Genomic DNA, 21,209 nt, shown 5'->3' on the forward strand with positions numbered 1-21,209 from the left:
TGATTTTAAGGATGTTTATATGCTCAACGTCAGTGAGTACTTCGACGGAAAAGTGAAATCAATTGGTTTCGACAGTGCCAGTACCGGGCGCGCCAGTGTGGGCGTGATGGCGGAAGGCGAATATACGTTTGGCACCGGCCAGGCGGAAGAGATGACGGTAGTCAGCGGATCGTTGAAGGTGTTGTTACCAGGTGAAGCCGAGTGGAAGCACTTTGAGCCAGGCCAGGTGTTTAACGTCCCGGGTCACAGCGAGTTTCATCTGCAGGTGGCAGAGCCTTCTTCCTATCTGTGCCGCTATCTGAAAGATTAAACCTGAAGGGCCGACGCCGTTCGGCGCCAAAAGAAGCTCAGCCGTCTCGCGCTGAGCTTCTTTAATGCATCTGCTTAACGCTGCGCTTCGCCACCCAACGCTTCAATCGTATTGCTCACCAACGCCGCCAGCTCGCTGGTCATCAGAATAAAGTCGGCATCAAATCGCGCCTGAACATCATCCCGATCGATATCATCATTCTGTTCACGCAGGGTGTCTGAAAACTTCAGACGCTTCAGCGAGCCATCATCGGAGAGGAGCAGCTGCACGCGCTCCTGCCAGTCCAGTGCCAGTTTGGTCACCAGTTTGCCGGCTTCGATATGGTTAGCAATCTCATCGCACACCAGATCCTGCTTCTTACAGCGGATCACGCCGCCATCTTCCAGCAAGGCTTTCAGCTCGGCTTCGTCCATCAGTGCGAAACCGGCCGGCGTTTCACCTGAACGCACCCATTCGGTCATGGTCAGCTCAATCGGGCTTTCCAGCGTCAGTGGCACCACCGGCAGCGAACCGAGGCTCTTGCGCAGCAGCGCCAGCGTATCTTCGGCTTTTTTGGCACTGGCACAGTCAACCATGATCAGGTTGTTAACGGTATCAATCCACAGGAAGGTCTGGCTGAAACGGCTAAAAGCGCGTGGCAGCAGGCTGTGCAGCACTTCATCTTTCAGCGAATCTTTTTCGGTCTTTTTCAGTTTGCGCTGCTGTTCGGCTTCAAGCTTGCCGATTTTGGCTTCCAGCGCCTGTTTGATCACTGTAGAAGGCAGGATTTTCTCTTCTTTGCGCGCGCAAATCAGGATCTGGCCATTATTGACGTGGGTAAATGCATCATGGCGCGGGCCCATTGGCGAAACCCAACCGGTTTTTGCCATATCCTGGCTGCCACAGGGAGCGAAAGAGAATGCCTCAAGCTGTTTTTCCATCTCGTCAACCGCCAGTGGGATCTCGCGATTCAGACGATATACCATTAAATTCTTAAACCACAGCATTATGCTTTCCCTCTCGGGCGCGCATCAGGCGCGCTAATTCAAAGTCAGCGCGCATGATAGCGAATCGGCGGCGGGGTTTCATTGCCTTTCCGCCTCCGGCCTTCTAAGGTAAGACGATGACCGTCAAATAATGAGGAATAACAAGTGCGTATCGGGATAGATTTAGGTGGAACTAAAGTTGAGGTGATAGCACTTGCTGAATCAGGCGAGACGCTGTTCCGTCACCGCGTGCCCACGCCGCGTGATGATTATCAGCAGACGCTGGATGCCATGGTCGGCCTCGTCAGGCTGGCCGAAGAGAAAACCGGTGAGCAGGGCACGGTCGGCATCGGCATTCCAGGGACGCTATCGCCTTACACACGGCTGGTGAAGAACGCCAACTCGACCTGGCTCAACGGGCAGCCGCTGGATAAAGACCTGCAAAAAATGCTTAACCGTGAGGTGCGGATCGCCAATGACGCTAACTGCCTGGCCGTCTCCGAAGCGGTGGATGGCGCGGCGGCAGGGAAGCAGACGGTGTTTGCGGTGATTATCGGCACCGGCTGTGGTGCGGGTGTGGCGCTGAACGGTCAGGCGCACATTGGCGGCAACGGTAATGCGGGCGAGTGGGGGCATAATCCGCTGCCGTGGATGGACGAAGATGAGCTGCGTTACCGCGAAGAAGTGCCGTGCTACTGCGGTAAACAGGGCTGCATTGAGACCTTTATCTCCGGCACCGGCTTCGCCACGGACTATCACCGCCTGAGCGGCGTGGAGCTGAAAGGCGCGGAGATTATCACGCTGCTGGAGCAGCAGGATCCGGTTGCGGAGCTGGCGATGAGCCGTTATGAGCTGCGGCTGGCAAAATCGCTGGCGCACATCGTCAATATTTTCGATCCGGAAATGATTGTGATGGGCGGCGGCATGAGCAATAACGACCGTCTGTATCAGACGGTGCCGCAGTTGATGAAGAAGTGGGTGTTTGGCGGAGAGTGTGAAACCCCGCTGCGTAAAGCGGTTCACGGCGATTCAAGTGGCGTACGTGGCGCCGCCTGGCTCTGGCCGCAGTAAAAAAAACAGGGCCGAGGGTCGGCCCTTTTTCTTGCTTACTCGCCTGCCAGCATCGCATCACGCGGTGCGTTGGCACGCTGGTTTTTGGTCATCAGGAAGTAGATATAGCCTGCCACCATAAAGGCCACGAACAGCGCCCCAATCAGCGCATTGAACCACAGCATGGCAATCAGACAGACCACGGCCAGTACCAGCGCAATGCCCGGAACGATTGGGTAGCCCGGCGCACGGAAGCTACGCTCCAGCTCTGGCGCAGTGCGGCGCAGTCGGAACAGGCTCAGCATGCTCATGATGTACATCACAATGGCACCGAACACCGCCATGGTGATCATCGCGGCGGTCAGCGTCATGCCCTGTAGGTTAATCCAGCTGTCGCTGAAGATCGCGGCAATGCCAATCAAACCACCGGCAATGATGGCGCGGTGTGGCGTCTGGAAGCGGGACAGCTTAGCCAGTCCGGCAGGCAGATAGCCAGCGCGGGACAGGGCGAAGAACTGGCGTGAATAGCCCAGAATGATGCCGTGGAAGCTCGCCACCAGGCCAAACAACCCAATCCACACCAGCATATGCATCCAGCCGGAGTTTTCGCCCACCACCATTTTCATCGCCTGCGGCAACGGATCGTTGATGTCCGACAGCTTACGCCAGTCACCCGCACCGCCGGCCAGCAGCATCACGCCAATGGCCAGGATCACCAGCGTCAGAATACCGCTGATATAGGCCTTCGGAATGGTGCGTTTCGGATCCCTGGCTTCTTCAGCGGCCATCGCGGCCCCTTCAATGGCGAGGAAGAACCAGATAGCGAACGGGATAGCGGCAAAAATCCCGGAAAGCGCAGGCAGTCCGAAGTGCTCGCCACCCGACCAGCCATTGGCGGCGAAGTTTGCCACGCTGAAGCCCGGCGCGACTACGCCCATAAACACCAGCAGCTCAAGCACCGCTAACACCGTCACCACCAGCTCAAACATCGCCGCCAGCTTAACGCCGAGGATATTCAGCGTCATAAAGATGATATAGGCGCCCACTGCGGCATATTTCGGATTCAGATCGGGGAACTGCACGTTGAGATAGGCGCCGATAGCCATCGCAATGGCCGGCGGGGCAAAGACGAACTCAATCAGGGTTGCCATACCGGCAATCAGGCCACCGGTTTCGCCAAAGGCGCGACGGCTGTAAGCAAAAGGGCCACCGGCATGCGGGATCGCCGTGGTCAGTTCGGTAAAGCTAAAAATAAAACAGGTATACATAAGGGCGATCAGCGCGGTGGTGACCAGGAATCCTAAGGTTCCCGCCACACCCCAGCCGTAACTCCAGCCAAAATATTCGCCGGAAATCACCAGACCTACCGCAATGCCCCACAGATGTATTGTGCCCAGAGTGGGCTTCAGTTTGCCTGTCATAACGCATTCCCCGTGATGAGTTTTATTGTCAGTCGATAATGCAGCCGTGGCCCGCCGGAAAACTTGACGCTGGCGTAAGGAATTTTGTGCTCTGCTGTCAACTCAGAAGCAAAAAAAGCGCCAGATGCACGCTAAAGTCAAAAGAGGGTCATCTGCGGTCAAGCGGGTCAGAGGCAGGTGACGCCATGCTGGTATCACACGGCGGGTAACCGACAGCCAACCATTACGGAGCCAGACTATGACTGCCACGCAATATGACAACCTGGATACAGCCGCGCTGCTAAACCTTGCTCAGCGCACGCTCACCCGTTATCCCGCAGCCTTGCAGGGAACGCTGAGCCTGCTTTGCCGCTCAGAGAACGCCACGTTTTTACTGCAAGCCGGTGGCAAACGCTACGCGCTGCGCCTGCATCGCGGCAATTATCATCAGCGTGCGGATATCGAAAGTGAGCTGCACTGGCTCGATGCGCTGCGGGAAACCGGCATCGTGGTGCCGCAGGCGGTGCCGGATAAAGAGGGTCAGACCGTGCAGACGCTGCAACTGGAAGACGGTAGCGAGCGCCATGTGGTGCTGTTTGACTGGATTGAAGGCGAGATGCCGACCACCGAGGTCGATCCGCGTGCCTTCCAGCAGTTAGGCCATATCACCGCCCGCCTGCATCAGCACAGCAAAAGCTGGCAGAAGCCGGCGGGATTCCAGCGCATCATCTGGGATCACCAGACGATGGTCAGCCCGCAGAGTCACTGGGGCGACTGGCGCGATGTGCCGAATCTGCGCCTGCAGGATCGTCCGGTGGTGGAAGAAGCGATCGCCCGGGTCGGTAGCGATCTGACGATCTTCGGTAAAGACGCCTCGCGTTACGGCTTGATCCATGCGGATCTGCGGCTGACCAACCTGCTGCTGCACAAAGGCGAGACGCGGGTGATCGACTTCGACGACTGCGGCATGGGCTGGTATCTGCACGATCTTGCGGCAGCGATCAGTTTTGTCGAGCACCATCCTCGTGCAGCAGAGTGGGTGGATCACTGGATCAAAGGCTACGAGCAGATTGCCCATATCAGTGATGAAGAGATGGCGATGCTGCCAACCCTGCTGATCCAGCGCCGCATCCAGCTGATGGCGTGGGCCGGATCCCATGCCGAAACCGAGATGGCACACAGTCTTGGCCCGCAGTGGGCGGATCATTCTGTGCGGCTGTGCCGCCGCTACCTTGAGACCTGCGAGCTTCCGGTTGGCGCCTGAGTTGCACTCAGAACGGGCAGGCACGCGGCGGGCACCGCATCTACCCGTGATTGTCCTGTCATAACACCTTGTTTTTAAACGTCACCGACGAGGTTGGTATGAATATTGCTGCATTAGCAGCATATTTTCTACGCCGAGGCGACGATGATGGAAACCGGTCTTATCAGACAGCCTGACATGGCAACGGCGCTGAATGCCAGCGCCGTCAGTAATCGTGGGGTTCTGGCGGCGGCAGCCAGCGGCCTGAGCAGTTTTATCAGTGAGAAGGGCGGCGATGTCGATCGCATTTTTGGCGTCAGCGGCATCGATCCCGAACTGCTTTCCAGTCCGACCTTGAGCCTTGGGCTGATCAACTACTGTCGCGTGATGGAAGAAGCGGCGCGTTATTCAGGTTTTGATAACTTCGGTTTGCACTACGGCAAGCAGTTTAAACCGCAGTCATTAGGTCTGATTGGTTATGTCGGCCTGTGTTCGGCGACGCTGGAACAGGCATTGCAGAACGTGGTGAATGCCTTTCCGTATCATCAGCACGACACGCTCACCCGGCTGGTTGATAAAGGGGATTGCTGGCGGCTGGATTACCAGGTGCGCCACGGCGCGATCCTCTGTCGCCGTCAGGATGCTGAACTGACGCTGGGGATGTTTATGAACCTTATTCGCCATGTGGCGGGTAAAAACTGGGCACCCAGAGAGGTCCATTTCGAGCATCCACGGCCTTCACAATGGCATGAGCACTGCAAAGTGTTCGATGCGCCGGTCTATTTTGATCAACCCTTCAACTCATTACTGATCCCGAAACGCGATCTGGCGCGATCGATGCCGGACAGCGATCCGATGCTGTTAATGGTGATGCAGGATGCGATCCGCCGCCTGAACAGCGCCACGCCTCAACAAAATATTGTCGATCAGGCCCGTGCACAGGTGCATCTGGTGTTGCTGAAAGGTGAGCCGGTGCTGGAAGAGGTGGCTGAAAAAATGGGGCTGTCGAGCTGGTCGCTGCAACGGCGGCTACGCGATGAAAACCTGAGCTTCACCGCGCTGGTGGACAAGGTGCGTTGCGAAATGGCCAAGCACTATCTGCAACAGCGCCAGCTGCCAATTTCAGAGATGGCGCTGCTGTTGGGCTATTCCGAAGTCAGCGCCTTTTCCCGCGCTTTCCGCCGCTGGTTTGGCATCAGCCCACGTCAGTGGCGGCAGGACGAGTTGGCGGGTTAAGCGGCCGGCTTGAAGTCGAGAATAATTTCGCTGGGAAATTTTTTTGGTGGCGCGGGCAGATTTTCCGCGCTGCTGACCACGCCCCAGGCTTTCTTACACAGTTGCTCATCGCCCGACGTACTCAACACGCTATACCGCCCATTCTGTTTCCAGCTGATGGTCAGCACGCATTCGCGTCCGACATAACGCGCGTGGTCATAAAAATTGCGCTGAATACCGTACTGCATTTTCGCGTAGTAGCGGCAGTCTTCCTCAGACATTTCTGCGGTGGCGGCTGTGCACTGCTGGTCAGCAAACGCCTGCATTTCCTGCGCCGTCGCCGGGGCATTTTGCTGAGTATTTTTGGCTGACTGACAGCCGGCCAGCAGCGTCGTCATCACCGTTGCCGCCAACGCCCATGCCATTTTGTGCCGATTCATTTTCATTTATTCATCACTATTTCTAAAGAATCCTGACGTCCAGCCGATAGTTTATCCTGTTAGCTTCTTGCTGGCTGACTCTTTTTTCGCCGTCAGACTCTTTACAGATAAATCTCTACTTCAGCGGAAATATTCTCTCAGATTAAAACAAACTGGCAGTGAATTTACTTAATAACGGAAATAAATTATTTTTCAATTCTGCTTTTCCAGCGTAAATTATGCCTGTTTTTATTAAGTGCTTCGGGAAGTAGGGCAACAGGTTTGCCGTAAATAAAGCCGTCAGACGGGTTTTCACCTTAATTCATGGAACAGAAATGAAACCTTATATTAACGTCCTCGCATTGACCTTATTAAGTAGCGCCATGCTCAGCGGTTGCGCGACTGAATCCTCGCGTGCCATTGAAGCGCCTCAGGTGACTGCTGCCACGCAACCGGCCTGGCAGGGCGCTAAAAGCCCCATCGCGGTCGGTAAGTTCGATAACCGCTCTGCGTATATGAACGGCATCTTCTCGGATGGCGTCGATCGTCTGGGCAATCAGTCCAAAACGATTCTGATCACCCACCTGCAGCAAACCGGCCGCTTTAACGTGCTGGATCGCGCCAACCTGGATGAGCTCAAGGCTGAAGCGGGCTACAAGCGCAGCGCGCAGACCATCAAGGGTGCGGACTATGTGGTGACCGGTGATATCACCGAGTTCGGACGCAAGGAAGTCGGCGATCAGCAGCTGTGGGGCATCCTGGGTCGGGGGAAAACGCAGGTTGCTTACGCGAAAGTGAACCTGAATATCGTCGATGTTGCCACCTCTGAAGTGGTTTATTCCGTGCAGGGCGCGGGCGAATATCAGCTTTCAAATCGTGAAGTGATTGGCTTTGGCGGCACCGCCAGCTATGACTCGACGTTGAATGGCAAGGTGATCGATCTGGCGATGCGTGAAGCGGTAAATCATCTGGTCAGCGGACTGGAGTCCGGCGCATGGCGCGCAGCTAAATAACTCAGGGAAGAAATACAATGCGAATTAATAAGACACTGCTAATAGCAACAACCGCGCTGTTATTGACGGCCTGCGCCGAAAAAAGTAGCAATATCTATTATTGGGGTGACTATCAGCCCTCGCTTTACAGCTATTACCAGAAAAGTGCGGCACCTGAAAAAGAAATTGAGACGCTTAATGCGGTTATTCAGCAAGCCCATGCCAAAAATAAACCGGTAGCGCCAGGCCTGCGCGCGCAATTGGGATTGTTGTATGTCGATACCGGTCATCCGGATCTGGCATTCGAGCAATTTAACGCCGAGAAGACCGCGTTTCCAGAATCCGCTCACTATATGGACTTTCTGATGCGTAATAAGCAGGGAGCAAATTAATGAAGAAAATTGTAGTTATTTCCGCCGTCCTGGCGGTGCTGGCCCTGACCGGCTGCGCCAAAAAAACGCCTTATGATTACACCGCGTTCCGTGCCAGCAAGCCGGCCTCGATTCTGGTGCTGCCTGCGGAAAATCGCACCACGGATATCAATGCCGCCCACAGTTTTGCCTCGCTGGTCACGCAGCCGCTGGCGGAATCGGGCTACTACGTCTTCCCGGTCGCCGTGGTGGAAGAGACCTTTAATCAGAACGGCCTGACCAATGCCACCGACATTCGTGGCGTCAGCGCGGCTAAGTTGCGCAGTATCTTCAATGCGGATGCGGCGCTGTACATCGATATCACTTCGTACGGCACCAAGTACATTGTGGTAGACAGCGTGACCCAGGTGACGGCCACTGCCAAACTGGTGGATTTGCGCACCGGCACGCAAATCTGGAGTGGGTTGGCCACCGCGGCGAACAACGAAAACAACAATAACCAGGGACTGGTGGGGATGCTGGTTGCGGCGGCGGTGAAGCAGATCGTCAACAACGTCAGCGATGAGGCGCATACCGTAGCCTCTGTCACCAGTGCCCGTTTGCTGAGCGCCAATGACAATGGCGGCATTTTAAAAGGGCCGCGCGCGAAATCGCCGACCCTGTAAGTCATCATCGGGCGCCTTCCAGGCGCCCGCTTTACGCCGAGGGCGTTTCCAGCTTGCTGTAACCCAATCCGTTGACTTTCCTGACCTTGATCTGCACCGGGATGCGTTCTTTCATCGCTTCCACGTGGCTGATCACGCCAATCGTTTTGCCACTGGCATTTAGGGCATCCAGCGCGTCCAGCGCACTGTCCAGCGTTTCCGCATCGAGCGTGCCAAAACCTTCGTCGAGGAACAGGGATTCAATCCGGGTTTTATGGCTGACCAGGTCCGACAGCGCCAATGCCAGCGCAAGGCTGACGAGGAAGCTTTCGCCGCCGGACAGGGTGCGGGTATCGCGCAGTGAATCTGCCTGCCAGGTATCCACCACCTGCAACTCCAGCGCCTCTTTCGATTTACGCTGCAACAGATAGCGTCCGTGCAGCCGGTTCAGCTGGTTGTTCGCCAGCCATACCAGGTGATCAAGGGTCAGTCCCTGGGCGAACTTACGGAATTTATCCCCTTCGCGGGAACCGATCAGCTGGTTGAGATAGCCCCAGTCTTCCACTTCCTGTTCGTTCTGCCGGATTTGTTCCAGTAACGATTGCTGCTGCTGGCGACGCGCGGCATCGCTGGTCAGCTGCTGGCGGGTTTCCCCTTGCTGGCGATTATTCTCTTTCAGCAGGTTAGCCAGCCGGCTGACCGCTTCACTTAACGCCTCAGTCTGCTCCGTGAGTTCGGCGGGTTTCTGCTCAAGATGCCGATCCCGGGTTTTTTGCGCCTGTTGCAGCAATACGCTGGTTTGCTGGCGACGCTGGTCGTGCTGCTTTTGCAACGCACGCAGTTTCAGTGTCTGTTCTTCATCCAGCAATGCCGCAGTGAAGTCCGCTTCATCACTGAAATGACTGGCGGCCAGTGCGGTATTCAACGCTTGCTGAGCATCTTCAAGCCGTCGTTCCAGCGTAACCGACTGCTCAGATAGTGAGTTATGCTGTCCGGTCAGTGTATTTAACTGGTTCTGCTCTATCTGCCACTGTTGCAGGCAGGCCTGGCTGCTTTCCGCGTGACGTTGAGAATCCAGACGCAGCTGCTGTTGCACCGCTGAAGTTGCCTGCTCGCCAAACAGCTGCAGGCGTTGGGCTCTCAATTCGCTCAGCGATTCAGCTTCGGCGTTAAGGCGCAGTGCCAGTTCCGCAAGGCGCGATTTTTCGCGGCCGATCTCATCGCTCAATGCCTGCAGCTGAGTGGCAAGGGTCGTCAGCTCTGGCAACAGGTCAGTTAGCGCCTGCTCCGCTTTCAGCCACTGCTGCCACTCATCTTGTCTGCTGGCCAGCCAGCTTTCATGGCTGCCCGGCTCGGGTGGCGTCAGCGCAGATTCGGCCAGCGAGGCCTGCAGGTCGTCGCGCTGCTGCTGCACGGCGGCCTGCTGCTGTTTATGCTGCTGCTCCAGCTCGCTCAGCGCCTGTCGGGTAGTAAGCAGTTGCTGACCTGCCAGCTGTTGCTGCTGCAGCAATGCTGCCAGCTCATTCTGCCGCTGGTTCAGCGCATCTTTCTGCTGTTGCAGTTCACGCGCGCTTTGCTGCAGGCTGAGTAAGTTAGCCTGACCCTCAGCTTCTGACTGATCCTGAGCGGCCAGCCATTGCTGCGTTTCTTCCCGGTCTGCCAGCGTCAGGGTTAACGCCAGGCCATCGACTGCGGTCTGCCACTGGCTTTGTAACTGTGCGGCTTCACGATCGTTCTCTTCCCGCAGCTGCTGCTCTTTCTCCGCCTGCTGCTGCAGGTTTTTCAACTGTTCCCGCGTCGCCGTGCCCTGATCTTTCAGGCTATCGACCTCGGCTTTCAGTTTGACCAGCCGCTGCTGATTTTCTGACGGCTCAAGGGCCTGATAGTCGGCAATTGCAGGATGCTCGCACGCGCCACACAGCGGACAAGGCTGACCGGCTTCCAGTAAGGCACGCTGCTGCTCCAGCCCGGCAATGCGCCTCTCAAGCTCGCAGCGCTTCTCCAGATCCTGCCAGTGCTGATGCTTCTCTTTCCAGTTGGCGCGCAGCACCTCGAGTTGCTGTTCGGTCAGCTTCAGCTGTTTCTGACCCTCTGCCTGGCTGGTTTGCTGTCGCTGCATGCGGGTTTGCAACTGCTGCCACTGCGGGATCAGCAGCGCCAGGGTTTGTCGGAGTGGACGTTGCTGGCTGAGCTGGGCCAGCGAGGCCTGCAGCCGATCTTCCGGATGCTGCAGCTGACGCTGGTGATGCAATTTTTCAGCTTCATCACAGCGGGTTTTGGCCTGTTCCAGCTGCTGTTGCTGAGGCTGTATCTGCCGATCGAGCGCGGTGTAATGCTGTTCCTGCTGAACCACCTGAGCGGCCTGTTGTGCACTGCGTGCCTGCAGTGCAGTCAGCGCCAGTTCGCTCTGATGCTGCTGCTCAAAGCGCACGCGCCACAGGGGAAGGGAGGCACCCCAGCCGGAAAAGTGCGGATGTGCCTGCTGCCATTGGCGGGTTTGCTGCTGCTGAAGTTGCTTCTCAGCCTGGGATTTCTGGTTCTGCTGCAGGGCATCCTGCCGACGATTAAGAGATTGTTGGTACTCACTGACCTCTTTTTCGAGCAGCTGGTTTTGCTGGTCCAGCGTGGCGATGCGGTTATCCAGCGGCAGCACCCTGTCGGTAATCACCGTTTCCTGCTGCTGGCGATGCGCTTCATGCTGTTGCCGTGCCTCATCGGCCGCTTTCAGCTGCTGAGTTAAGCCGGTCATCTGCTGCTGAGCCCGATCCTTTTGCTGGGACAGGCTCTGAAGCTGGACGCTGAGCTGATGCGCATCCTGCTGATACTGTTCGCGTTGTTGCCAGAGCGGGCGCAGTTTTTCTGCCGGTTCGGCCTGAACCAGACGGGCCAGCTCGCTGCTGTCCTGTTGCCAGGCGCTTTCGGCCTGCTGATGATCGTCTTCGGCCGCTTTCAGCGCCTGCAAGGCCGCGTGATATTGCTGCTGCCATTGCCATAAAAGGCTGTGCTGCTGATGTTGCGAAGTGAGTACCTGCTCATCCGACACCAGCTGCGCTAACTGGGTTGTTAGCAGCTGCAGTTGCTCTTCGTCGAGTAGCGCCATGCCGCTGGCCTGCGCACGCAGCGTATCCAGCGCCACTTTGGCGTTTTTATGCCGTTCAAAGACGTTGGCGGACAGGCGACCGTAGATTTCGGTGCCGGTCAGCTCTTCCAGCAGCTCTGCCCGGCTATTGGCATCGGCATTCAGAAAGGCGGCAAACTGCCCTTGCGACAGCATCATCGATTTGGTAAAGCGCTCGAAATCCAGCCCGGTCAGCGCCGTCAGCATATCCAGCTTGTCTTTCACCTTATCGGCGACGATTTTGTTGTCATCACAGCGGGCCAGCTCGACGCGCGGGGCCTGCAAATTGCCATCCACCGCGCCGCGTGCGCGGTTCTGGCTCCAGAATGCCCGCCAGGCCACGCCTTTCACTTCAAATTCAACCTCGGCCAGACATTCTGAGGTGTCGCGGGTCATCAAATCGTTCTGCGTCTGCGAGAGTTTCCCCAGCCGCGACGTCTCGTGGTACAGCGCCAGGCAGATGGCATCCAGCAGGGTGGTTTTTCCCGCGCCGGTCGGGCCGGTAATGGCAAACAAACCGTTGCTGGCAAAGGGCTCGGCGGTAAAATCTATCTTCCATTCGCCTTTCAGCGAGTTGAGGTTTTTAAACCGCAGCGTCAGGATTTTCACGGTTGCACCTCATCATCAATTTCTGCCAGCGTCAGGGTGAACAGCGCCGTCGCCCGCGCCAGCCGTTCAGGCTGTTCATTTTCTTCCAGCGCCAGACGGCGGCTAAACACCTCCTGCGCGCTGAGTTCGCTGAGGGTTTCATTGTTTTGCCGGTCGATAACCTGTTCCCGCTGCTCGCGGCTGCGGCGTAACAGCACCACCTCCACCGGCATTTCCTGCGTCAGTTCCTGAATACGCCGCTGAAGGTCGTTCAGCCACGCCTGGGTGGAAATCTCGATATCCAGCCACACCGGCTTGCCATCTTCACGCGGCACAATCGCGGCCAGCTGCTGCTCAATCTCTTCCAGCGAGCCTTTGATCATCTGCATCGGCTGAAACAGCGGGACGGAGAGCGTTTCAACCTGGCTCAGCTTGCCGTCGGCGAAGTCGACCAGAAACACGCTCTTGTCTTTGCCCAACTCGTCAAAACTGAGGGGGATCGGGGAGCCGCTGTAGCGAATATGCTCCGTGTTGGCGATGCGCTGCGCGCGGTGGATATGGCCGAGCGCGATGTAATCCGCCGGGGGAAATGCCTGGGCCGGAAAAGCATCCAGCGTGCCGATATAGATATCGCGTACCGCATCACTTTTGGTCACGCCGACGGTGGTCAGATGGCCGGTAGCAATAATCGGCAACGGTAAATCCAGCCTTTGCCGCTCGGCCTGCGCCGCCTGCCAGCAGCGATCGTAATGCTGGGTAATGGCCTCCAGCAGGCTCTGCTGCTTCTCATGGCCAGACTGACCGGCCTGGCTGACGGTGATGTCACGCGGGCGAAGGAAGGGAATGGCGCACAGGACCGCGCCAGGTTCGCCATTGCGCTTATTCAGGATCACCACCTGCTGGGCGATATCATCACTGGCCGCGGCGATCACCCGCGTGTTGAGACAGGCCAGCAGCTCACGCGATTCATTCAGCGTGGCGACGGAATCATGATTGCCACCCAGTACCACCAGCTGACAGCCGGTTTGCTGGAGGTTGACCACGAAACGGTTATACAGCTCGCGCGCATAGCTGGGCGGCGAACCGGTGTCGAAGATATCTCCCGCGATGATAATGGCATCCACCTGATGTTCCACCGCCTGAGCCAGCAGCCAGTCTGTAAAAGCCTGATGTTCCGGGGCGCGGCTTTTGGTGTAAAAAAATTGGCCCAGATGCCAGTCTGACGTGTGGATAATTCGCATGAGATCCCTTTAAGGCGCAAGGCAGAGTCGACGATTATAAACAGCAACGCGTAAAACCCCAGTCTGAATGACTGGAACCTTCACAAAAGTGTTATAAAACGGCGGTCCGGGCCGTGCTTTTTTCATAAAACTGTCATAAAACTGACGCATAATGACGCCGCAAATCCAGTGACATTCCGTCACAGTAGCAGGAGCAATAATGGCTAAGCGTATTCTGGTAGTCGAAGATGAAGCCCCAATCCGTGAGATGTTGTGTTTCGTGCTGGAGCAAAATGACTATCAACCGATAGAAGCGGAAGATTATGACAGTGCGGTCAATTTGCTTATCGAACCCTGGCCTGATTTGATCCTGTTGGACTGGATGCTCCCGGGTGGTTCAGGCATTCAGTTTATCAAGCATTTAAAGCGTGAAGCGATGACCCGGGACATTCCGGTGATGATGCTGACGGCGCGCGGTGAAGAAGAAGATCGCGTTCGCGGTCTGGAAGTGGGGGCTGACGACTATATTACCAAGCCGTTTTCGCCGAAAGAGTTGGTGGCGCGGATTAAAGCGGTGATGCGCAGGATCTCGCCAATGGCGGTGGAAGAAGTGATTGAGATGCAGGGACTGAGCCTGGATCCTTCGTCACATCGCGTGATGTCAGACACCCAGCCGCTGGAAATGGGGCCGACGGAATACAAGCTGCTGCATTTCTTTATGACCCATCCTGAGCGGGTTTACAGCCGTGAACAGTTGCTTAATCATGTCTGGGGCACTAACGTGTACGTCGAAGATCGTACCGTTGACGTTCATATTCGCCGCTTACGTAAAGCGCTGGAACTGACCGGGCACGATCGCATGGTGCAGACGGTTCGCGGAACAGGTTACCGTTTCTCTGCACGTTACTGATCGTTCGCACTGGAGTCTTCACCGTGTTGGAACGCCTCTCCTGGAAGAGATTGTTGCTGGAAGTGGTGCTCGCCTGCCTTCCGGCCCTGATTTTGGGGCTGCTGGTGGGCTACCTGCCCTGGCTGCTACTGGTATCGGTGTTAGCCGTTTTGGGCTGGCATTTCGCTAATTTACTTCGTTTATCCCACTGGCTGTGGATTGACCGCAGCATGACGCCACCGGCGGGGCGCGGCAGCTGGGAACCTCTCTTTTATGGCCTTTACCAGATGCAGGCGAGAAATCGCCGGCGTCGGCGTGAGCTGGGCCATCTGATCAAACGCTTTCGCAGTGGCGCCGAATCCTTACCTGATGCGGTGGTTTTGACCACTGAAGAGGGCACCATTTTTTGGTGTAACGGCCTGGCGCAACAGATGCTGGGACTGCGCTGGCCGGAAGACAATGGTCAGAACATCCTTAACCTGCTGCGCTATCCCGAGTTTACCCGCTATGTGCGGCAGCGCGATTTTACCCGACCGCTGACGCTGGTGCTGAACAGCAATCGTCAGCTGGAATTCCGCGTAATGCCTTACTCGGAAGGGCAATGGCTGCTGGTGGCCCGTGATGTCACGCAGATGCATCAGCTTGAGGGTGCCCGCCGCAACTTCTTCGCTAACGTCAGCCATGAGCTGCGCACGCCGTTAACGGTGCTGCAGGGCTATCTGGAGATGATGAACGATTCGGTGATGGAAGGCCCGCTGCGTGACAAGGCCCTGCACACCATGCAGGAGCAGACCCGCCGCATGGACGGACTGGTGAAACAGTTGCTGACCCTGTCGCGCATTGAAGCCGCACCGGCGTTGGAGCTGCAGGAAAAGGTCGACGTGCCGATGATGCTGCGTCTGCTGCAGCGTGAAGCGGAAACCCTGAGCCAGGGCCGGCACGAGATTCATTTCACGATGGACGCCGATTTGCGGGTGTATGGCAATGATGAACAGCTGCGCAGCGCCATCTCAAACCTGGTGTACAACTCGGTTAACCACACGCCGGCCGGCACGCGCATCGATATCAGCTGGCTGAGAACCCCGCAGGGCGCGCAATTTAAGGTGAAGGATAACGGTCCGGGCATTGCGCAAGAGCATATTCCCCGACTGACCGAGCGCTTTTACCGCGTCGATAAGGCCCGCTCGCGGCAAACCGGCGGCAGCGGACTTGGGCTGGCGATCGTCAAGCATGCGCTCAGCCACCACAACACCCGGCTGGACATCACCAGCCAGCCCGGCAAAGAGACCTGTTTCAGCTTCTCCTTACCACCAAGGTTGATTGTCAGCAGCGAGTTGGCACAGAATGCGGTTCGATGATCGTAGCGGAACCCTGTGATGAAAAAGCTGTTTCTGATGCTGCTGGCCTGTTTCAGCCTGACCACCCAGGCACAAGAGGGGATGCTGGCCGGTAACCTGACCAGCGTTGGCTCGGATACCCTCGGCAGCTTAATGACGCTGTGGGGCGATAGCTTCAACCGGCAGTTTCCGGGCGTAAATGTGCAGGTGCAGGCCGCCGGTTCCTCTACCGCACCCACCTCGCTGGCGGCCGGCGCGGCGCAGATTGGCGCAATGAGTCGCCCGATGCAGGCGGTTGAGCGCCAGCTGTTCGAGGACCGCTATGGCTATCCACCGCTGGCCGTGCCGGTGGCGATGGATGCGCTGGTGGTGGTGGTCAATCAGGACAACCCGATCAAGGGACTGAATACGCAGCAGCTTGATGCGATCTTTTCCGTTACCCGGCGCTGTGGCGCGCTCTCCGCGGTGCATCGCTGGGGCGATGTGCAGTTAACCCAACCGGGTTGGGTGTCCCGTCCTTTGCAGCGTTTTGGCCGCAATTCCGCTTCCGGCACCTGGGGCTTTTTCAAGCAGCAGGCGTTGTGTAATGGCGATTTCCGCAATGATGTCGGGGAATATCCCGGCTCTGCGGCGGTGGTGCAGGCCGTGGCGGGCACGCTGAATGCCATTGGCTATGCCAGCATGGGCATTCATCTTAGCGGCGTGAAGACATTACCGGTGTCCCGCGATGGCCAGGACTGGGTGGCACCGGATGCGGCCAATATTCGCAGCGGCCGTTATCCTTACGCCCGCAAGCTGTACCTGTACGTCAACAAACCACCCGGCAAGCCGCTGGAACCTCTTACCGCCGCGTTTCTTCATCACGTGTTATCCGCTGACGGCCAGGCGCTGGTCACCCAGGCGGGATATCTGCCGTTATCGCCAGAGCAGGTCAGTCAGGCGCGTGCGCTGCTTGAGGATCGTTAATACCGGCCAAGATGAATTTTTTTCATGTCTGATGAATTTCCCTCGTTTGCGCCAGCGTCGCTCTCGTGACACTCTTGCGTCTGGATATATAGACATCCAGAAGTCTAAGAATAACGATTCGTGATAATTTCACCGGTAAATTATGCGCGTGTGCGCAGGTCAGGAGTGACACAACATGCAAAGAGATTCAGCTCAGTATCGTGCCGAAGTGGTAGGCAGCTTCCTTCGTCCCGCCGCCATCAAACAGGCGCGCGAGCAGTTCCAGAAGGGTGAGATTGATGCCGTTGCCCTGCGTCGTATTGAAGATGAAGCCATTCGCGATGTGGTCACTCATCAGCGCGCCTGTGGACTGAAGGTGGTCACCGACGGTGAATTCCGCCGCGCGTGGTGGCACTTTGACTTCTTCGATGGCCTGGAAGGCGTTGAGCGCTATGAGTCTGAGCAGGGCATCCAGTTCAACGGCGTGCAGACCAAAGCCCACGGTATCCGTGTCACCGGCAAGATCGCCTTCGGTAACCATCCGATGCTGGAAGACTTCCGCTACCTGAAAAGTATCAGCGGCGACGCGGTGGCGAAAATGACCATTCCTAGCCCAAGCGTGATGCACTTCCGCGGTGGCCGTAAGGCGATCGACGCCAACGTTTACCCGGATCTCAATGACTACTTCGACGACCTGGCCACCGTCTACCGTGACGCGATTAGCGCATTTTATGCGGCCGGCTGCCGTTACCTGCAGCTGGACGACACCGTCTGGGCTTACCTCTGTTCCGAAGATCAGAAAAGCCAGATCCGCGAGCGCGGCGACGATCCAGAACAGCTGGCGCGCATCTATGCGCAGGTGCTGAATAAAGCCATCGAAGGCAAGCCGGACGATCTGACCATTGGTCTGCATGTCTGTCGCGGCAACTTCCGTTCAACCTGGATCTCCGAAGGCGGCTATGAGCCGGTGGCAGAAATTCTGTTCGGCACCGTGAATATTGATGCCTTCTTCCTGGAGTATGACAACGAGCGTTCCGGCGGCTTCGAGCCTCTGCGCTTTATCAAACCCGGCAAGCAGCAGGTGGTGCTGGGCCTGATCACCACTAAAAACGGTGAGCTGGAAAATCCGCAAACGGTGAAAGCGCGGATTGCCGAAGCGGCGCAGTTTGTCAGCCTCGATCAAATCTGCCTGAGCCCGCAGTGTGGCTTTGCCTCCACTGAAGAGGGCAACAGCCTGACCGAAGAGCAGCAGTGGGCGAAGCTGCGTCTGGTGGTCGATATCGCCAAAGACGTCTGGTAACCCTGCATCAACCTGTGTAAAAGGCGCGGAATTCCGCGCCTTTTGTGCATCATCCGGCCATTCCCTGCAGAAATTAACCCCGCGTTGCACAAATAAAATACAAATCATGTAAGGCATCCAGCCGATAACCTGAAGCGATACACTGGCTGGTTCTTTTTTTGCAACATATCGCTCTGCTTTTCCGATCCCGCCTTGCCTTTCTGCCCTATAAACGGTTTACTTAGCGCCGTTTTTACGTTATCCCCCTGTAAACAGATTAAAATCAGCGCAAATCCGCTACCAGAGTGACCACAGGACAGACAATCGCCCTGTATCGGTCTGAAATTCTGGCGTTTTTAGTGCAGGCAGGGTGATGAAGCTGACATCGCGACTTCACTTAACACCAGTACGGGCTAATTTTCTGCTTATGACGAATCGTTTAACTTCCAAAGACATCCTGGCACTGGGGTTTATGACCTTTGCGCTGTTTGTGGGTGCAGGTAACATTATTTTCCCGCCTATGGTCGGCATCCAGTCTGGTGAACATGTCTGGATTGCGGCCCTCGGCTTCCTGCTCACTGCCGTAGGTCTGCCGGTGATCACCGTCATTGCGTTGGCCCGTGTCGGCGGCGGCGTGGATGCGCTGAGTACGCCTATCGGCAAAGCAGCCGGACTGGTGCTGGCCACCGTTTGCTACCTTGCCGTTGGCCCGCTGTTCGCCACGCCGCGTACCGCAACCGTCTCGTTTGAAGTCGGCATCGCGCCACTGACCGGTGACGGCTGGCTGCCGCTGTTTATCTACAGCCTGATTTACTTCTCGCTGGTGATCGGCATTTCCCTGTATCCCGGCAAACTGCTGGACACCGTTGGCCACTTCCTGGCGCCGCTGAAAATTGTGGCGCTGGCGATATTGGGCATCGCGGCGTTGATCTGGCCTGCTGGCGGCCTGGCCCCGGCGACCGAGGCGTATCAACATGCGGCGTTCTCCAGCGGCTTCGTCAATGGTTACCTGACCATGGATACGCTGGGGGCAATGGTGTTCGGCATCGTGATTGTCAACGCAGCGCGTTCGCGTGGCGTCAGTGACGCGAAATTGCTGACGCGTTATACCGTACTGGCCGGTTTGATTGCCGGTGTTGGCCTGACGCTGGTGTATCTGGCGCTGTTCAAGCTGGGTTCCAACAGTTCAGCTATCGTTGATCAGGGTGCCAACGGCGCAGCTATCCTGCACGCCTATGTTCAGCAGACCTTCGGTGGCATGGGCAGCGTGTTTCTTGCCGCGCTGATCTTTGTGGCCTGCATGGTGACGGCAGTTGGCCTGACCTGTGCCTGTGCCGAGTTCTTTGAGCAGTACCTGCCGCTGAGCTATCGCCAGCTGGTGTTTGTGCTGGGTCTGTTCTCAATGGTGGTGTCTAACCTCGGCCTGAGCCATTTGATTGCCATCTCCATTCCGGTGCTGACCGCGATTTATCCGCCGTGCATCGTGCTGGTGCTGCTGAGCTTTACCCTGAGCTGGTGGAACAAAAACACCCGCATTATTGCGCCAACCATGCTGGTCAGCCTGCTGTTCGGCATTGTTGATGCGATCAAAACCACCGGCTGGAAAGATTTGCTGCCGGCGTTCGCCCAGCATCTGCCGCTGGCAGAACAAGGTCTGGCCTGGTTGCCGCCATCGCTGGCCATGCTGGTACTGGTGGCCGTGTATGACCGCGTCTCCGGCAGTCGTGAGCAGGTTAGCGCGCAGCAGAAATAGTCTTAACCCCCGCGTCTTCTGTTGCCCGTGCGGCAGAAGACGCAGTCAGAGTGAAAGCAGAACCCGAAACATGACAAAAAATACGCTCAAAAAGGGACTGAGTACCCGCCACATTCGTTTTATGGCATTGGGATCGGCAATCGGCACCGGGCTGTTCTATGGCTCGGCAGACGCGATGAAAATGGCCGGTCCGAGCGTGATTCTCGCGTATATTATCGGCGGCGCGATTGCGTATATCATCATGCGCGCGCTCGGCGAAATGTCCGTCAACAATCCTCAGGCCAGCTCCTTTTCGCGCTATGCGCAGGACTACCTTGGCCCGCTGGCCGGGTATATCACCGGCTGGACCTACTGTTTTGAAATCCTGATTGTCGCCATCGCCGATGTTACCGCCTTTGGTATCTATATGGGCGTCTGGTTCCCGGACGTTCCGCACTGGATCTGGGTGCTGAGCGTGGTGCTGATTATCGGCGCCATTAACATGGCCACGGTGAAAGTGTTCGGGGAAGTGGAGTTCTGGCTGTCGCTGTTCAAGGTCGCGACCATCATTATTATGATTGTCGCCGGTATCGGCATCATCTTCTGGGGTATTGGTAACGGCGGTCAGCCGACCGGCATCCATAATCTGTGGACCAACGGCGGCTTCTTCGCCCATGGGGTGATCGGCATGGTGCTGTCACTGCAGATTGTGATGTTTGCCTATGGCGGCATTGAGATCATCGGCATCACCGCAGGTGAAGCCAAAGATCCAGAAACCTCGATCCCGAAAGCGATCAATACCGTTCCGCTGCGTATTCTGGTGTTCTACGTCGGCACGCTGTTCGTGATTATGTCGATTTTCCCGTGGAACCAGGTCGGCACCAACGGCAGCCCGTTCGTGCTGACCTTCCAGCATATGGGCATTGCGGCCGCGGCGGCAATCCTGAACTTTGTGGTGATCACCGCCTCACTGTCGGCGATTAACAGCGATGTGTTTGGCGTCGGACGTATGCTGCACGGTATGGCCGAGCAGGGCCACGCGCCGAAAATGTTCGCAACGGTTTCCCGTCGCGGCATTCCGTGGGTGACGGTACTAGTGATGATGGCGGCGATGCTGGTGGCGGTCTACCTGAACTACCTGATGCCGGAAAAAGTGTTCCTGGTGATCGCCTCACTGGCGACCTTTGCCACCGTTTGGGTGTGGATTATGATCCTCTTCGCCCAGATTGGTTTCCGTCGCTCGCTGACCAAAGAGCAGGCGAAAGCCTTGAAGTTTGCCGTGCCAGGCGGCATCCTTACCGCCATCGTAGGCATCCTGTTCCTCGTCTTTATCATCGGCCTGATTGGCTACTTCCCGGATACGCGAATTTCGCTGTATGTCGGTGTCGCCTGGCTGGTGGTGCTGCTGGTGAGCTGGCAGTTTGTGAAGAAAACGCTGAACAAAAACGCCAACGCTTAACCGCGCTGACCGTTTAAGAACCGCCCCAACGTG

The 21,209-nt window shown here is 56.9% G+C and carries 18 protein-coding genes; 13 read left to right on the plus strand and 5 right to left on the minus strand.

Going from position 1 to position 21,209, the window contains the following annotated elements; translation table 11 throughout:
• Positions 1-19: 19 nt before the first annotated feature.
• A complete protein-coding gene (gene ppnP / locus E2F51_RS12220) occupies positions 20-310 on the plus strand; it encodes a pyrimidine/purine nucleoside phosphorylase (protein WP_013200988.1) in 291 nt (96 codons plus the stop codon).
• Between the two features lie 74 nt (positions 311-384).
• Here ppnP and rdgC read toward each other — a convergent pair whose 3' ends face one another.
• Positions 385-1,296, minus strand: coding sequence for a recombination-associated protein RdgC (rdgC, locus tag E2F51_RS12225; RefSeq protein ID WP_134823573.1), 912 nt, complete (start codon positions 1,294-1,296; stop codon positions 385-387).
• 144 nt (positions 1,297-1,440) lie between these two features.
• On the opposite strand from rdgC, the gene mak reads away from it, so the two are divergent.
• A complete protein-coding gene (gene mak, locus E2F51_RS12230; RefSeq protein WP_134823574.1) occupies positions 1,441-2,346 on the plus strand; it encodes a fructokinase in 906 nt (301 codons plus the stop codon).
• 35 nt (positions 2,347-2,381) lie between these two features.
• Here the strand turns inward: mak and eat are convergent, their stop codons facing one another.
• Entirely contained in the window at positions 2,382-3,746 is a 1,365-nt protein-coding gene (gene eat, locus E2F51_RS12235) for an ethanolamine permease (protein WP_013200991.1), read from the minus strand.
• A 238-nt stretch (positions 3,747-3,984) separates the two neighbouring features.
• Between eat and E2F51_RS12240 the strand changes: the two genes are divergently transcribed.
• Entirely contained in the window at positions 3,985-4,989 is a 1,005-nt protein-coding gene (locus E2F51_RS12240; RefSeq protein WP_013200992.1) for a phosphotransferase enzyme family protein, read from the plus strand.
• Positions 4,990-5,136: 147 nt separating this feature from the next.
• Positions 5,137-6,204 carry an AraC family transcriptional regulator gene (locus E2F51_RS12245; protein WP_371732183.1) on the plus strand — a complete coding sequence of 356 codons (1,068 nt, stop codon included), beginning with the start codon at positions 5,137-5,139 and terminating at the stop codon, positions 6,202-6,204.
• Here E2F51_RS12245 and E2F51_RS24050 read toward each other — a convergent pair.
• Positions 6,201-6,629, minus strand: coding sequence for a cell envelope integrity TolA C-terminal domain-containing protein (locus tag E2F51_RS24050; RefSeq protein WP_134823575.1), 429 nt, complete (start codon positions 6,627-6,629; stop codon positions 6,201-6,203). The genes E2F51_RS12245 and E2F51_RS24050 overlap by 4 nt on opposite strands.
• 308 nt (positions 6,630-6,937) lie before the next feature.
• On the opposite strand from E2F51_RS24050, the gene E2F51_RS12255 reads away from it, so the two are divergent.
• The 3 genes from E2F51_RS12255 to E2F51_RS12265 are packed head-to-tail and all read left to right on the plus strand — an operon-like array spanning position 6,938 to position 8,630.
• On the plus strand, positions 6,938-7,615 hold the full coding sequence (locus E2F51_RS12255) for a CsgG/HfaB family protein (protein ID WP_013200994.1): 678 nt from the start codon (positions 6,938-6,940) through the stop codon (positions 7,613-7,615).
• A 17-nt stretch (positions 7,616-7,632) separates the two neighbouring features.
• Positions 7,633-7,986 carry a DUF4810 domain-containing protein gene (locus tag E2F51_RS12260; protein WP_013200995.1) on the plus strand — a complete coding sequence of 118 codons (354 nt, stop codon included), beginning with the start codon at positions 7,633-7,635 and terminating at the stop codon, positions 7,984-7,986.
• Complete coding sequence (locus E2F51_RS12265; RefSeq protein WP_013200996.1) at positions 7,986-8,630, plus strand: DUF799 domain-containing protein; 645 nt, start codon at positions 7,986-7,988, stop codon at positions 8,628-8,630. Before E2F51_RS12260 ends, E2F51_RS12265 begins: the two co-directional genes overlap by 1 nt.
• Positions 8,631-8,661: 31 nt before the next feature.
• Here E2F51_RS12265 and E2F51_RS12270 read toward each other — a convergent pair whose 3' ends face one another.
• Both E2F51_RS12270 and sbcD read right to left on the minus strand, forming a co-directional pair.
• Complete coding sequence (locus E2F51_RS12270) at positions 8,662-12,336, minus strand: SbcC/MukB-like Walker B domain-containing protein (RefSeq protein ID WP_134823576.1); 3,675 nt, start codon at positions 12,334-12,336, stop codon at positions 8,662-8,664.
• Positions 12,333-13,556: an exonuclease subunit SbcD gene (sbcD, locus tag E2F51_RS12275; protein WP_134823577.1), complete on the minus strand. Its 1,224-nt coding sequence runs from the start codon at positions 13,554-13,556 to the stop codon at positions 12,333-12,335. Before sbcD ends, E2F51_RS12270 begins: the two co-directional genes overlap by 4 nt.
• Before the next feature lie 199 nt (positions 13,557-13,755).
• Between sbcD and phoB the strand changes: the two genes are divergently transcribed.
• The 6 genes from phoB (at position 13,756) to proY (ending at position 21,176) form a co-directional block, all read left to right on the plus strand.
• Positions 13,756-14,445 carry a phosphate response regulator transcription factor PhoB gene (phoB, locus tag E2F51_RS12280; RefSeq protein WP_013200999.1) on the plus strand — a complete coding sequence of 230 codons (690 nt, stop codon included), beginning with the start codon at positions 13,756-13,758 and terminating at the stop codon, positions 14,443-14,445.
• A 23-nt stretch (positions 14,446-14,468) separates the two neighbouring features.
• Positions 14,469-15,782: a phosphate regulon sensor histidine kinase PhoR gene (gene phoR, locus E2F51_RS12285; protein ID WP_134823578.1), complete on the plus strand. Its 1,314-nt coding sequence runs from the start codon at positions 14,469-14,471 to the stop codon at positions 15,780-15,782.
• An 18-nt stretch (positions 15,783-15,800) separates the two neighbouring features.
• Positions 15,801-16,727, plus strand: coding sequence for a PstS family phosphate ABC transporter substrate-binding protein (locus E2F51_RS12290; protein ID WP_134823579.1), 927 nt, complete (start codon positions 15,801-15,803; stop codon positions 16,725-16,727).
• A 175-nt stretch (positions 16,728-16,902) separates the two neighbouring features.
• On the plus strand, positions 16,903-18,006 hold the full coding sequence (locus E2F51_RS12295) for a cobalamin-independent methionine synthase II family protein (protein WP_013201002.1): 1,104 nt from the start codon (positions 16,903-16,905) through the stop codon (positions 18,004-18,006).
• A 406-nt stretch (positions 18,007-18,412) separates the two neighbouring features.
• On the plus strand, positions 18,413-19,738 hold the full coding sequence (gene brnQ / locus E2F51_RS12300) for a branched-chain amino acid transport system II carrier protein (RefSeq protein ID WP_013201003.1): 1,326 nt from the start codon (positions 18,413-18,415) through the stop codon (positions 19,736-19,738).
• Between the two features lie 70 nt (positions 19,739-19,808).
• Positions 19,809-21,176, plus strand: coding sequence for a proline-specific permease ProY (gene proY, locus E2F51_RS12305; RefSeq protein ID WP_134823580.1), 1,368 nt, complete (start codon positions 19,809-19,811; stop codon positions 21,174-21,176).
• Positions 21,177-21,209: the final 33 nt, after the last annotated feature.

Source organism: Erwinia sp. QL-Z3, assembly GCF_004551645.1.
Taxonomy (GTDB): Bacteria; Pseudomonadota; Gammaproteobacteria; order Enterobacterales; family Enterobacteriaceae; genus Erwinia; species Erwinia billingiae.

What these genes read in the sequence shown, in the direction of transcription:
- E2F51_RS12290 (WP_134823579.1), top strand. Translation starts at nt 15,801, where the DNA reads ATGAAAAAGCTGTTTCTGATGCTGCTGGCCTGTTTCAGCCTGACCACC.
- E2F51_RS12260 (WP_013200995.1), top strand. Translation starts at nt 7,633, where the DNA reads ATGCGAATTAATAAGACACTGCTAATAGCAACAACCGCGCTGTTATTG.
- rdgC (WP_134823573.1), bottom strand. Translation starts at nt 1,296, where the DNA reads ATGCTGTGGTTTAAGAATTTAATGGTATATCGTCTGAATCGCGAGATC.
- phoB (WP_013200999.1), top strand. Translation starts at nt 13,756, where the DNA reads ATGGCTAAGCGTATTCTGGTAGTCGAAGATGAAGCCCCAATCCGTGAG.
- sbcD (WP_134823577.1), bottom strand. Translation starts at nt 13,556, where the DNA reads ATGCGAATTATCCACACGTCAGACTGGCATCTGGGCCAATTTTTTTAC.
- brnQ (WP_013201003.1), top strand. Translation starts at nt 18,413, where the DNA reads ATGACGAATCGTTTAACTTCCAAAGACATCCTGGCACTGGGGTTTATG.
- E2F51_RS12265 (WP_013200996.1), top strand. Translation starts at nt 7,986, where the DNA reads ATGAAGAAAATTGTAGTTATTTCCGCCGTCCTGGCGGTGCTGGCCCTG.
- E2F51_RS12255 (WP_013200994.1), top strand. Translation starts at nt 6,938, where the DNA reads ATGAAACCTTATATTAACGTCCTCGCATTGACCTTATTAAGTAGCGCC.
- E2F51_RS12240 (WP_013200992.1), top strand. Translation starts at nt 3,985, where the DNA reads ATGACTGCCACGCAATATGACAACCTGGATACAGCCGCGCTGCTAAAC.
- eat (WP_013200991.1), bottom strand. Translation starts at nt 3,746, where the DNA reads ATGACAGGCAAACTGAAGCCCACTCTGGGCACAATACATCTGTGGGGC.
- proY (WP_134823580.1), top strand. Translation starts at nt 19,809, where the DNA reads ATGACAAAAAATACGCTCAAAAAGGGACTGAGTACCCGCCACATTCGT.
- E2F51_RS24050 (WP_134823575.1), bottom strand. Translation starts at nt 6,629, where the DNA reads ATGAAAATGAATCGGCACAAAATGGCATGGGCGTTGGCGGCAACGGTG.
- E2F51_RS12245 (WP_371732183.1), top strand. Translation starts at nt 5,137, where the DNA reads ATGGAAACCGGTCTTATCAGACAGCCTGACATGGCAACGGCGCTGAAT.
- ppnP (WP_013200988.1), top strand. Translation starts at nt 20, where the DNA reads ATGCTCAACGTCAGTGAGTACTTCGACGGAAAAGTGAAATCAATTGGT.
- E2F51_RS12295 (WP_013201002.1), top strand. Translation starts at nt 16,903, where the DNA reads ATGCAAAGAGATTCAGCTCAGTATCGTGCCGAAGTGGTAGGCAGCTTC.